The following is a 13,910-nucleotide window of genomic DNA, read 5'->3' as shown; positions in this document are numbered from 1 at the left end:
GAGTCTTGTTTTGCCAAGGTGCAGTGAGGATCTAACGTGGAACCAGTTGCGATCATTGGTCTGGGCTGCCTCTTTCCAGGGGCACCCGCGCCCGAAGCATTCTGGCGCAAGTTGGCGGCGGGAGTGGATGGAACATCGCTGCTGACCGCAACAGAACTCGGGGTTGACCCGTCCTTTTTCTTTGACCCTACCCGCCACCATGCCGATGGGTTTGCGTATGCGCGGGGGGGCTTCGTGCGTGATTTCAGTTTTGACCCGCACGGCTTTGCGCTGCCCGCAGCGATGCTGGAGGGACTTGATCCGCTCTACACCTGGTCACTCGAGGTGGCTCGGCAAGCGTTACGCGATAGTGGCTACCTGGGTGACGAGGCGGAGCTCGCCCGGTGTGGCGTGATCCTGGGCAACCTGTCGTTCCCGACGCACTCGTCGCACCGGCTGATCGCGCCGCTCTACACCAGTGCGGTTGCCGACGTGCTGCGTGATGCGCTCGGGGGGAGACCGGTGAAACTGGACGAACTGCCGCCGTTGTCCGAGGGCAGCACGTCCAACCCGCTGAACGGGCGCATCTCGGGGCAACCGGCCAGTCTGATCGCCCGGGCCTGTGGGCTTGGCAGCGTTCACTACGCGCTTGATGCCGCGTGCGCATCGTCGCTCTATGCGCTCAAATTTGCCTGCGACTGTCTGGCGTCGGGTCAGGCCGACCTGATGCTGGCCGGGGCAGTGAGTTGCGCCGATCCGCTCTTTGTGCATACGGGCTTCTCGATCTTCCAGGCCTATCCGCCCGAAGGAGGCGCGAGTCGCCCGCTTGACCGCGCCTCGAAGGGCCTGACCTCGGGCGAGGGCGCGGGCATGGTGGTGCTCAAACGGCACGCCGATGCCGTGCGCGACGGCGACCGGATCTACGGCATCATCCAGGGCATCGGGCTTTCGAACGACGGGGCCGGCAAACACCTGCTCGTGCCCAATCCCAAAGGGCAGCACCTCGCCTTTGAGCGAGCCTACGCTTCGGCGGGTGTCTCGCCAGCAACCATTCGTTATGTCGAGTGCCACGCGACGGGAACACCGGTCGGCGACATTGTTGAACTCAACAGCATGGAGCGTTTTTTCGGGGCCTATGGGGCCGCGCCCTGGCTTGGCTCGGTCAAATCAAATTTTGGGCACCTGTTGACCGCCGCAGGCATGGCGGGCTTGCTCAAGGTTGTGTTGAGCATGGCGCACAATCAACTACCGCCGACCATCGGCATCAACGAGCCGCTTGTTTCGCAGGGAGGCACGGTTGGCGGTGCAGGCATTGTGCGCGGCCTGACGCCATGGCCGGAGCAACCCGGGCCGCGGAGGGCGGGCATCAGTGCGTTTGGGTTTGGCGGTACGAATGCCCATCTCATTCTGGAAGGCAACGGCGAGCACGTTACCAACACCGCCTACCTTACCCCCGCCGCTGGGCAAGGGTTGAGGGAAGCGACCGACAAAAGCCAGGCAACGCAGATGCCTCTGGCAATCATTGGCATGGATGTCTGCCTCGGGCCATACGAAGATCTTAGCGCCTTTGATCAGGGCACATATGCGGGCGAAGCAGCGAAATATCCGCTGCCACCAGAGCGCTGGCACGCGCACGAGACGAATCCGGCCCTGGCGAGTCACTTTGGCTTGCCTGGAGGCAGCGCACCAGACGGCGCGTACCTCCAGGGCTTTGCGTTTGACTTTTTGCGGGCCAAGATTCCGCCCGATGCGACGGATCAACCGCTGGCGCAGCAACTCTTGCTGCTGCGCGTCGCCGATGGTGCGTTACGCGATGCCCAGATCGAGCGTGGCGCGCACGTCGCGGTGATCGTCGCAATGGAAGCCGAAGCTGCGATCCATCAATTGCGCGGGCGTCAGGATCTGACCTGGCAATTGCCGCGTCTCTGCGAACGCATGGGCCTGCACCTCTCGCCAGAAGAAGCGCAACACCTCGCGACGAGCCTGAAAGACGCGCTGCATCCACGCGCCCAGGTCAATCAGTATATCAGCTTCATCGGCAACATCATGGCCTGTCGGGTCGCGGCGCTCTGGGATCTCAGCGGGCCGGCCTTCACCCTCTCGGCTGACGAGAGTTCGGCGACACGAGCGCTGGAAACGGCGCAAACCCTGCTTGCCGACGGTGACCTTGCAGCAGTCGTGGTTGCGGCAGTGGATCTGGCGGGAGGAATTGAACGGATCTTGCTTGATCCGCTACGCGCTACCGAGACACTGCATCCGGGCGAAGGCGCAGGTGCCGTGGTGCTCAAACGTGCCGAGGCCGCCGGACACGCGCCTGCCTATGCCACCATCGAGGCGATTGCGCTCAGTTCGTCCGCCGGGCGCACCCGCTCGGTCTTGCCGCACGAGCCAGATCGCCAGGCGCTGGAGACGGCCGCTCGTCTGGCGCTGGAGACCGCCCATGTCACCCCGGCAAGCATTGGGTACCTGGATGGGCATCAGCTTGCGGCGAGTGAACTCGACGGGTTAAACACGGTCTACCAAGGATCAAGGCCGGGCCACGACGCTTTATGTGCGCTTGGCTCGGCCCAGGCGCAGGTAGGGCAGACAGGCGCGGTGAGTGGCATGGTCGCCTTGATCCGCACGGCACTTGTGCTGCACGGACGCTATGTGCCGGCGGTGACGACGGGGGCCAGTCTGCCTTCAGCCGCGCATCTGGCGGCCACAGCCTTCTATCTGCCCGAAGCAACGCGCCCCTGGCTCACCGGGCCTGGAGAACGACGGCGCGCTGCGATCAGCCATCGCGGGAGCGACGGGTGCGCTAGCCATCTGGTGCTCGTCGAGGCGACCGACGGAACGCGTGAGCGCGAGCTTTCAACTATTGCCCGGCGCACCCGCATTTGGCTTGTGCCCCTGGTTGGCGATCATCAGACTGAACTGCACGAAGCCCTGGCGGCGCTGAAACAGACCCTTGAAGCAGGCACGGCGCTGGAGGCGATCGCGGAGCAGGCTTTGCGCACCAGTCAGGCGCGTCCCGAGGCCCGTTACAGTGTGAGCCTGCTGGCGCGCACAACCAACGAGTTGCTGCGCGAAGTGGGCTTTGCCGAACGTGGCCTTGCCGAAGCGTTTGCGACCGGGCAAACCTGGGAAACGCCGCTCGGCAGCTATTTCACCCCGCAGCCGCTCGGCCCGCACGCCGAGGTTGCCTTTGTCTACCCAGGGGCCTTCAGCGCCTACCCAGGGCTCGGGCGCGATCTGTTGCAACTCTTCCCGGGGTTGCACGAACGCCTCGGCGCACTGGTGCGTGATGTGCCCGAGCTGATTGGTGCGACACGCCTCTACCCGCGCTACCGGGGCCTCCCTGGACAAAACGAGCTCGATCAGGCCAAGGCAGTGTTGCGCAGCGATCCCCCCGGAATGGTGCAGACAAGCCTGGCCTTTACGCTGCTCTTTACGACGGTGTTGCGTGAGTATTTCAAGCTCCGCCCTGCCGCAGCCTTTGGTTACAGCATGGGCGAAGCGAGCATGCTCTGGGCGATGGGGGCGTGGCAAGCGAGTGAGGCGGCGCTGGCGAAACTCCGCCAATTGCCACTCTTTACGCGACGACTGGCGGGATGCCACGAGGCCGTACGCGCCTATTTTGGCCTCGATCCGGCGGGTGATGAGCCATGCTGGAGCATCTACACCGCCCGCGTCAACGCAACCCAGGCGGAAGTGCGGCTCCGTGGCGAGCAGCGCGCCTTCTTGACCCACATCAACACACCCGACGAAGTGGTCATTGCTGGCGAGCCAGCAACGGTTCGGGCGATCATTGCCGACCTGGGCTGTGAAGCGTTTCAGGCGCCCTTCAACACGGCGATCCACTGCCCGGCGATACGCTCGGAGTACGACCTGCTGGTCGAACTGAATCACGTCACCACGGTTCATGTGCCGGGGATTCGTTTTTATAGTGCGGCGACGATGCGCCCGACGGTGCTTGAGGCGAATGTGATTGCCCACAACATCGCCCGGGCGACCTGCGAGCCCGTCGATTTCCCACGGCTGGTGCGTCAGGTGTACGCTGATGGGGCCAGGATCTTCATCGAGGCCGGGCCGGCCAATGCATGTAGCCGCTGGATTGGCACGATCCTCGCGGGGCAACCGCACCTCGCCGTCGCGGTGAATCGTCAGGGCAGCGATGATGCAACGAATCTGTTGACCCTGCTTGCGCGTCTGCAGAGCCAGCGGGTTGCGCTTGATCTGACGCCGCTGCTGCCGGTGAGGCGCGATGAAGTGGCTGGGCGTAGTCTGGTGAAGTGGATTGCGCTCGGGGGGAAGGGCGTACGGGGAGTCGTGCCGGAGTTTTTTAACGCAGAGGCGCAGGGGCGCAGGGGCGCGGAGGATGATCCGGAAGTTTTTAACGCAGAGGCGCAGGGGCGCGGAGGCGCGGAGGATGAGCACGTGAATGTAATTGAGCGACATCAGGCGTGGTTGGCCGAGCGGCATGCGTTGCTGCGTGCGTATGGTGAGCGGTTGTCCCGGCAGCCGGATGCGACGCCGCCGCTCAGCGTCACGCCCTCGGAGAATGGGGTTGTTGCCGCAGAGGAAGCAAAACCAGCGGTGCCAGTGATCTGGGACGAGGCGGCCTTGCTGGAATTTGCCGGTGGCTCGATTGCCAAGGTTTTTGGGCCAGCCTATGCCAGTATTGACCAGTATCATCGGAGGGTACGGTTGCCGTTGCCGCCGTATCTGCTCGTCAGTCGCGTAACCCAACTCGAGGCCACGTGCGGATCTTTCCAGCCTTCAAAAATTACCACTGAATATGATATTCCACCCGATGCCTGGTACAGCGTCGATGGGCAAGCGCCGACGGCGGTGGCGGTCGAGTCGGGCCAATGCGACCTGTTGTTGATCAGCTACCTGGGCATTGATTTTGAGTGTCGCGGCGAGCGCGTCTACCGGTTGCTTGACTGCACACTGACCTTCCTTGATGACCTGCCGAAAGAAGGCGAGACGCTGCGCTACGATATTTCGATCAACTCGTTTGCGCGCAGTGGCGATACGCTGCTCTTCTTTTTCAGCTACGAATGTTTCGTCGGCACACGGATGGTGCTCAAGATGGACGGCGGCTGCGCCGGGTTCTTCACTGATAGCGAACTTGACCATGGGCGCGGGGTCGTCGACTCGAAAGAAGATCTCGAACAGCGCCGTCAGGCAGTCAAACAGATCTTTGTGCCACCGTTGCAAAGCAGTCGCCGCTCGTTGAGCGAGGGCGATCTCGATCAGTTGATTGCAGGGAACCTGGAAGCCTGTTTTGGCCCAAGCTATGCCCAGGGTGGGCGCAATGCTTCGTTGCGGCTACCGATACGCCAGATGTTGATGCTGAGTCGCATTGCCTCCATTGACCCGCACGGCGGCGACTGGGGTCTTGGTCTCGTCATTGGCGAACAGGATCTCACCCCCGAAAGCTGGTTCTTCCCGTGCCATTTCTCGGATGATCAGGTGATGGCGGGTTCGCTGATGGCCGAAGGCTGTAGCCAGTTGCTCCAGATCTACATGCTCTTCCTGGGCCTGCAAACCTACACCTTTGACGCACGCTTCCAGCCGGTGCCCGAAGTGGCGCAGGTGGTGCGCTGCCGGGGCCAGGTGACACCAATCACCAGCACGCTGATCTATCGGATGGAGGTCACGGCGCTCGGGGTTGAACCAGAGCCATATGCATATGCGAATATTGATGTGATTTTGGAAGGGCGCATTGTCGTCCGCTTCAAGGATCTAGCGCTGAAGCTTGCCGAAAAGAACCCCCGGCTCACGCCGCCGCGCATCGCGGAACATCCGGCGCACAACGAACCAGTGGCGTACAACGAAACGCACCTGCAGAACTTCACCACCGGCTCGATGGTCGCCTGTTTTGGCCCCGACTACGCCATCTTCGAGGGACGACGCACCCCGCGCAACCCCAATGGCGACTTGCAACTACTCAGCCGTATCGTGCAGCTCGAGGGGCAGCGCGGCGAACTGCGCGACGGCGCGTCCCTGATCGGCGAGTACGACGTGCCGATCAATCCATGGTTCTACCATCGCAACAGCTACCCAACCACCCCCTATTCCGTCTTGATGGAGATCGGACTGCAACCGTGTGGCTTCCTCACGACAGCGCTCGGCTCAACCCTGTCCGACCCCGAGCAAGACTTCTACTTCCGGAACCTGGATGGCAGCGGGCATCTGTTACGCGAGGTGGATCTGCGGGGCAAACGGATCACAAGCCGGGCGACCTTGCGCAAATCGAATGCGATCGCCGGCATTATCATCCAGACCTTCGAGTTTGGCTTGAGTGTGGACGGCAGCGATTTTTATGTTGGTGACGCGGCCTTCGGCTTCTTCAGCAAAAGCGTGCTCGCCAACCAGACCGGACTTGACGGGGGCAAGACAACCCACCCTTGGTATGTCACCAGTGGCAACGAAGCGAGATGCACCGAACTGGATCTGCGCGGCGACCGCCACCCACTCTTTACGGCACCGCCAGGGCGACCGCACGAACGACTGGCAGGCGGTCAACTGAACCTGCTCGACCGGGTGCTCGTGATGCCAGAAGGGGGCACGCACGGGGCGGGCTACATCTATGGTGAAAAACGGGTCGATCCAACGAGTTGGTTCTTCCCGTGTCACTTCTACAGCGACCCGGTGATGCCCGGCTCGCTTGGCGTCGAGGCGATCATCGAAGCCGTGCAAGCATACGCGCTCTTTTATGGCCTGGGGCGCGAATTACCAGCGCCACATTTTGCCCCAGCCATTGATCAGCGCACCGTCTGGAAATACCGCGGCCAGATCATCCCCGCAACCGGCCTGATGAGCCTAGAGGCGCACATCACCCGAATCGAACGGCGAGGCCCAGCGATCGTCATCGTCGCCAACGCGAGTCTCTGGCGGGATGGCCTGCGGATTTACGAGGTGAAGGATCTGGGGATTGCGATCAATGCAGCGACAGGAAGTGAGCAATGACACCAGGAGTCGAAGCCCACGCGCTCAGGATCGAGCGCGATCAACCGTATGCGCGACCGCGTTGGAGTGGCCCGCCTCAGGCAGTGTATGTTGATGTTGCCGGGTGTCGTGCCGTTCTGTCTGAGCTTGCCCAGCCATGTTTTGTGGTGCGCATTGATGGTCAGATCGGACTGACGAACGCAGGTCAGGCTGGACAAGGCGGCGGGCCGGTTGAGGGTGAGTTGCTTGGCTGGCTGCCCCCGTCGCTGCCTGAGCACCTCGGGGCAGCGGCGTTTCGGGCAACCCACGGGTTGCGTTATGCCTATATGGCCGGAGCCATGGCGAACGGGATTGCGTCAGCCGAACTGGTGATTGCGCTCGGCAAGGCCGGCATGCTTGGCTCGTTTGGGGCGGCCGGGCTTGTGCCAAGTGTCATTGAGGCGACCATTGCCCGGATCCAGGCCGAACTGCCGCATGGCCCGTATGCCTTCAACCTTATCCATAGCCCGAGCGAAGAGGCGCTGGAACGGCATGCAGTCGAACTCTACCTGCGGCACGGCGTGCGAACGGTCGAAGCCTCGGCTTTTTTGAGTCTGACCCCACATATTGTCGCCTATCGAGTGGCCGGACTGCGACGCCAACCCGACGGGAGAATACAGGCCGACAATCGCGTGATTGCCAAGATCTCGCGGCGCGAGGTCGCCGAACCCTTTATGCGCCCGGCTCCACCGGCTCTGCTGCAACCGCTCGTCGAAGCCGGAGTGATCACGCCGCTCCAGGCTGAACTGGCCGCATATGTGCCAATGGCCGACGACATCACGGTTGAAGCCGACTCGGGCGGGCACACCGACAATCGCCCGCTGGTCTGTTTGCTGCCGTCGATCCTGGCCCTACGCGACACGATCCAGGCTGAACAGGGCTACCCGGACATAGTACGGGTAGGTGCGGGCGGCGGCATTGGCACCCCCGAGGCAGCCCTGGGCGCATTGATGATGGGCGCAGCCTATCTCGTCACCGGCTCAATCAACCAGGCCTGCGTTGAGGCCGGGGCCTCGGCCCACACCCGCAAGTTGCTGGCCGAGGCAGGCATGGCAGATGTCACGATGGCCCCGGCTGCCGATATGTTTGAACTCGGCGTGAAGCTACAGGTGCTGAAACGCGGCACCTTCTTCCCGATGCGCGCCCAGAAACTCTACGAACTCTACCAGAAATACGACTCGCTCGACGCGATCAGCGCCCCCGAGCGCGAACAACTCGAACGGCAGATCTTTCGCAAGCCACTCGCGGCCATCTGGCAAGAGACCGAACATTTTTTTGCCGCCCGCGACCCGGCGCAACTGCAGCGCGCTGCCGACAACCCACGCCGCAAAATGGCCCTGGTCTTCCGCTGGTACCTGGGCCTCTCGTCGCGCTGGTCAAATAGTGGCGAATCAGGGCGTGAACTCGATTACCAGATCTGGTGTGGGCCGGCGATGGGGGCCTTCAACGACTGGGTGCGCGGCACCTATCTTGAACCTTATACCGCACGGCGCGTCGCCGATGTTGGCGTCCAGATGATGACCGGGGCCGCTTACCTGGCCCGCTTGCAACAACTCCAAGCCTATGGCATCGCGCTCCCCGGAGCATTGACTGGCTATCGTCCTGACCAAAGGGGCTCCTTATGAACACACGTGAATGGTTACGCACCGAGGCGACCCTTTCGCTAGAACGGCTCTTGCCGCGGATATCGGCTGAACTGGAAGCGGCACGCCGCCACGACCCGACCGGATATACCCGGTTCGAGGCCCGACTGAAACGGGAATGGCCTCGTCTCTTCGAACTCCTGCTTGATCTCTATGGGCAGCAGTACGACTTTTTCTATCACCTCGAAGCGATTCTCTTGAGTACAGCCCGCGCCTGGGCGTCACGGCGACCGGCCTTGCGCGTACTTGATGAAGCGCGTGAAGCTGAGCCAACCTGGTTTCAGCAGCAGACCATGGTTGGCGCAGTGCTCTATGTTGATCTCTTTGCCGGGACGCTCACCGGTCTGCGCGAGCGCCTGCCCTATCTGAAACAGCTTGGCATCACCTATCTTCACCTCATGCCCCTCTTTCTGGCCCCGGAAGGCAAGAATGATGGCGGCTATGCCGTGAGCAGCTATCGCACCGTGCAGCCTGAACTGGGCACAATGGAGGAACTGGCCGAACTCGCCGACACGTTACGCGAGCAAGGCATCAGCCTCGTCGTTGATTTTGTCTTTAACCATACCTCTGACGAGCACAAATGGGCCCAACGAGCGCGGGCCGGTGAAGCGCGCTACGAACAGTTTTACTTCATCTTCCCTGATCGCACAATCCCCGACCAGTATGACCTGACGCTCCGCGAGATCTTTCCGACGGTGCGGCGGGGCAATTTCACCTGGGACGAGGCGATGGGCCGCTGGATCTGGACGACCTTTAACAGCTTCCAATGGGATCTCAACTATGCCAATCCCGAAGTCTTTCGGGTTATGGGTGAAGAATTGCTCTTTTTGGCGAATGTCGGGGTCGAAGTGCTGCGTCTTGATGCAGTCGCCTTTGTGTGGAAACGTCTCGGCACCAACTGCGAAAATCAGCCCGAGGCCCACAAGATCATTCAGGCCTACAATGCGTTGACCCGCATCGCTTGTCCAGCGCTGCTCTTCAAATCAGAGGCGATTGTCCACCCCGACGAAGTGGTCAAATACATTGACCAGGGTGAAGCGCAACTCTCGTACAACCCATTGCTGATGGCACTCTGCTGGGAGGCGCTGGCGACGCGGGAGGTGCGGCTGCTGGCGCATTCACTGAGCACCCGCTGGCGCATTGCCGAGGGATGCAGTTGGGTTAATTATCTGCGTGGTCACGATGATATTGGGTGGACATTTGATGATGACGATGCACGTTCATTGCAGATCGATCCGTGGGGGCATCGTCAGTTTCTCAACGCCTTCTACACCGGCAACCACCCGGCATCTTTTGCCCGCGGCGTTCCTTTTCAGGCCAACCCCACCACGGGTGACGCCCGCATCAGTGGAACGCTGGCGTCACTGGCGGGCCTCGAAGCAGCGATGCAGCAACGCGATCTGCGCCTGATCGATCTGGCCGTGCGACGCATCCTGTTGTTGCACAGCATCATCTTGAGTGCAGGCGGCATGCCGCTGATCTACCTGGGTGACGAAGTGGCGACCCTCAACAACTATGACTACCTGTACGATCCAGCCCAGGCCGACGATAGCCGCTGGATCCACCGCGTACAGTTCAACTGGGATGCACACGCCCGCTGGCGCGACCCGGAATTGCCAGAGGGCAAGATCTTCCACGAGTTGCAACGGCTCATAGCCATGCGCAAAACGCAACCCGCCCTGGCCGGCATGCACCTGGAGATCTTTGCCACTGGCAACGCCCATCTGCTCGGCTACGTACGGCGGCACAAAGGGTCACGTCTCGTCATCATTGCCAATATGAGTGAACTTCCGCAGCAACTAGAGGCCAATCTCTTGCGCCTACATGGTTCAGGCTACCGCTTCCGCGACCTCGTGAGTGGCAACGACATCGAGGCGAGCGGGACGCTTAGCGTGGAAGCCTATCAATTTTTCTGGCTCGAACGCGTGTAAGCCACAACCGAGGAGGGTGCGCAAGCCACAGAAAACCAACTTCGCGGCTGTTCGGTCACTTGCGCACCCTCTTCGGGACAAAAAGCCCCCAAAACAGAGGCAAATGTGGTATCCTTCCTGGCTATGCCAGAGCTGATTACCTCCCCGAGCGGCCTCCGTATCCTCATTGAACCGTTGCCGCACACCTATTCTGTATCGATTGGATGCTTTGTGGCCGCCGGTGCGCGCCACGAGCCTCCAGTACATAGTGGTGCGGCCCACTTTATTGAGCATATGCTCTTTAAGGGGACGCGCCGCTATCCGAACGCACGCATGATTTCCCAGGCCGTCGAGGGGGTAGGCGGGATGCTCAATGCTTCAACCGCATACGAGTCAACCGTCTATTATGCCAAAGTCGCGACCCTGCATATGCATCGAGCGCTTGACGTTCTGGGCGAAATGCTTCTTCGCCCACTCTTTGATCTCCAGGAACTGGAAAAAGAACGCCGCGTCATCATCGAAGAGTTACGCGGTCTGCAGGATGCCCCGGGCGACTGGGTTCACGAGTTGCTCCAGCAGACCATGTGGACAGGAAGCGCCCTGGGGCGCGATATTGCCGGCAGCGTCGAGACGGTGAGCATGCTCACCCGGGCTGATCTGACCACCTTCTGGCAACGGCACTACAACCGGGCCAACATGGTCATCTCGGTGGCAGGCAATCTTCAGCGTGATAAGGTCGTAGACGCGATCAATGCAGCCTTTGATAGCTTGCCGCCGGGTTCGCACATCCCTCCTCAGCCACGCCCGATCCCGCTATCCGGCCCCCGTCTGACGCTGCTCAGTCGTGACTGCGAGCAAGGCAACTTCTGTCTCGGCCTCCCCGGTCTCGCCTATAACGATCCCGACCGCCGCGCACTCCAGGTACTCGACTCGATTCTTGGCGGGGGCATGTCTTCCCGTCTCTTTCAGATCCTCCGCGAAGAACACGCCCTCGCCTACCATGTCGGCTCATACCACAACGATCTCTCGGATAGTGGGACATGGGTGATGTATGGCAGCGTTGAGCCGGACGCCTTGCGCGATGCCGTCGTGCTGGTGCTTGACACCCTGCGCGACCTGGTACGCGGAGGCGTCACCCAGCCTGAGTTGGAAATGATCAAAGAGCAGGTGAAAGGCGGTTTACTGCTTTCGCTCGAAGACACCTGGTCGGTAGCCTCGCGCAACGGGGCACATCTACTGCGCTACGGACATGTGATGCCAGTCGAGCAAGTCATTGCCGAGGTTGAACAGGTCACCCTCAATGATGTGCAACGCGTAGCACAGCGGCTCCTCCGCAGCGACGGACTCCACCTGGCCGTCATTGGCCCGTATGCCGATGACGATGCCCTTGATCTCGAAGCAATGATCACCGAAGGAATTTAGCGGGCAAATCTATGGCTGATATCGCAATTGTTGGTGCAGGGGTAGCAGGCTTAGCCGCAGGGCAGGCCTTGCAGCAGGCCGGGCAGAGTGTCACTGTCTTTGAGAAGAGTCGCGGGCCCGGTGGACGTGTCGCTTCATGCACCGTCGGGCTCTTTCGGCTTGACCACGGAGCGCAGGTAGTCAAGGCACCAACGGCTGAACTGTTGAGTCTGGTACAAGCAGTTGGGGGTGCCGAAGATCTGACGGCCCCGGTCTGGACATTCGACGCCCAGGGGCGGGTCACTCCCGGCGATCCCGCAATGAACGCCGAGCCCAAATGGGTCTGGCCGGGCGGCAACAGCACGCTCGCCAAATATCTTGCTCGCGGGCTCCCCTTGCGCACCGAGGTAACCATCGCCTCGTTGCGACGGGTGGGCGCTGGGTACGATCTGGTAGACAGCTCAGGCGGGGCCTTTGGTCCATACCAGACCGTGCTCTTGACGCCGCCAGCACCACAGACAGCCCATATGCTGGCGACAAGCGCCATCGAGCCTGCGGTCAAGCGCGAACTCCTTGATAGCCTGGCCCCCGCCAGTTATCGGATGTGCCTTTCGATCGCGCTGGCCTACCCGCAACGCCCACAAAAACCCTGGTACGCGCTGATCAATACCGATCGACAGCATGCCATAGCCTGGCTTGCCTGCGAGCACTGCAAACCCGGACGCGCCCCGGCACCATACGGGCTGATTCTCGCGCAGATGGGGCCAACCTGGAGTGCAGCCTACTGGGACGCCCTGATGAAAGGGCAGTACGGCGAAGAAGAAGAACTCCCAACCCCACTGGCCCAGGTTCACGCGATGGTCTGCGGCTTAATCGGCACGAACCTGGGTTCTCCCCTGTGGGTCGATGTCCACCGTTGGCGCTACGCGCTTGCCAGCACACCATACCTGGCGGCAGCCAGCGCAGGACGGGCAGGCATCTATGTGGCGGGAGATGGCGAACAAGGGCTGGGGCGGGTTCACCTCGCAATTGAAAGTGGCTGGCGGGCTGCACAACGGATCATGAGCAGGATGTAGGTTGACTGAAAAAACCAGCTACGCTGGTTTTTTCAGTGCAAGAAACCTTCATGAGGGCCGCAGGCCCCACAAAACCTCCCTTCCCCCGTATCCATAAGCTAACCAATGCGGTACATAAACAAGGCGCAAAGCCGTGCGCTCACTGCATCGGAAAGAGACTATGGATCAGTATCGGCTACGCATGAAAGAATTGCCCCAAACGGATCAGCCCCGCGAGCGGCTGGCGCAACTGGGGCCGACGGCGCTGAGTGACGCCGAACTCTTGGCGATATTGTTGCGCGTCGGCATCCCCGGCTTCAACGTCCTGCAACTTGCGCAGCAAACCCTGGTGGAATGCGAAGGCTGGCCGGGTCTGTTGCGCATAGAATATAACGATCTCTGTCAACGGCGCGGGTTTGGTGCCGCGAAAGCCGCCACCGTCAAAGCCTCGCTCGAAATCGGACGACGCCTCTTGCTCACCGGGCCAGACACCCGCTTCCAAATCAAATCACCCGCCGACGCCGCCTCGCTCTTGATGCTCGAAATGAGCCACCTCGACCAGGAGCACCTACGCGCCGTCTTGCTCGACACCAAAAATCGGGTGCAACAGATCACCACGATCTACATTGGCTCGGTGAACAGTGCCATGATCCGCGTCGGCGAAGTCTTCAAAGAAGCCATCCGGCGCAACAGCGCCGCACTCATTCTTGCGCACAATCATCCGTCCGGCGACCCTTCGCCCTCCCCCGAAGACATCCTCGTTACGCGGCAAATCGTCGAAGCCGGCAAACTCCTTGACTGCGAAGTCCTGGACCATCTGGTCATCGGACGCGGGCGTTATGTCAGCATGCGCGAGCGAGGGTTAGGGTTTCCCACGTGAGTGTCGGGACGCGCGTAACGTGAGAAGAGAATCGGATCTCACGTAACGTGAGAAAGCTGAACGC

At 61.4% G+C, this 13,910-nt stretch carries 6 protein-coding genes; all 6 read left to right on the top strand.

What is annotated here, in order from left to right:
• Positions 1–36 precede the first annotated feature (36 nt).
• Positions 37–6,939, top strand: coding sequence for a PfaB family protein (locus EYB53_RS17280; protein WP_135479665.1), 6,903 nt, complete (start codon positions 37–39; stop codon positions 6,937–6,939).
• The gene (locus EYB53_RS17275; RefSeq protein WP_135479664.1) at positions 6,936–8,582 is read left to right on the top strand and encodes a PfaD family polyunsaturated fatty acid/polyketide biosynthesis protein; all 1,647 of its coding nucleotides are present in this window, start codon (positions 6,936–6,938) and stop codon (positions 8,580–8,582) included. Before EYB53_RS17280 ends, EYB53_RS17275 begins: the two co-directional genes overlap by 4 nt.
• Positions 8,579–10,531, top strand: coding sequence for an amylosucrase (locus EYB53_RS17270; protein WP_135479663.1), 1,953 nt, complete (start codon positions 8,579–8,581; stop codon positions 10,529–10,531). The genes EYB53_RS17275 and EYB53_RS17270 overlap by 4 nt, the downstream gene beginning before the upstream one ends.
• 123 nt (positions 10,532–10,654) lie before the next feature.
• Positions 10,655–11,932, top strand: coding sequence for a M16 family metallopeptidase (locus EYB53_RS17265; protein ID WP_135479662.1), 1,278 nt, complete (start codon positions 10,655–10,657; stop codon positions 11,930–11,932).
• Positions 11,933–11,943: 11 nt separating this feature from the next.
• Positions 11,944–12,987: an NAD(P)/FAD-dependent oxidoreductase gene (locus tag EYB53_RS17260; RefSeq protein WP_135479661.1), complete on the top strand. Its 1,044-nt coding sequence runs from the start codon at positions 11,944–11,946 to the stop codon at positions 12,985–12,987.
• Between the two features lie 160 nt (positions 12,988–13,147).
• On the top strand, positions 13,148–13,846 hold the full coding sequence (gene radC, locus EYB53_RS17255; RefSeq protein WP_097653355.1) for a RadC family protein: 699 nt from the start codon (positions 13,148–13,150) through the stop codon (positions 13,844–13,846).
• The last annotated feature ends 64 nt before the right edge of the window (positions 13,847–13,910 follow it).

It is taken from the genome of Candidatus Chloroploca mongolica, assembly GCF_004762035.2.
GTDB classification, from domain to species: Bacteria; Chloroflexota; Chloroflexia; order Chloroflexales; family Chloroflexaceae; genus Chloroploca; species Chloroploca mongolica.
This window is presented reverse-complemented; position numbering and strand designations above follow the sequence as displayed.

Coding starts and splice junctions, on each gene's coding strand:
- EYB53_RS17275 (WP_135479664.1), top strand. CDS start 6,936: ATGACACCAGGAGTCGAAGCCCACGCGCTCAGGATCGAGCGCGATCAA.
- radC (WP_097653355.1), top strand. CDS start 13,148: ATGGATCAGTATCGGCTACGCATGAAAGAATTGCCCCAAACGGATCAG.
- EYB53_RS17270 (WP_135479663.1), top strand. CDS start 8,579: ATGAACACACGTGAATGGTTACGCACCGAGGCGACCCTTTCGCTAGAA.
- EYB53_RS17265 (WP_135479662.1), top strand. CDS start 10,655: ATGCCAGAGCTGATTACCTCCCCGAGCGGCCTCCGTATCCTCATTGAA.
- EYB53_RS17260 (WP_135479661.1), top strand. CDS start 11,944: ATGGCTGATATCGCAATTGTTGGTGCAGGGGTAGCAGGCTTAGCCGCA.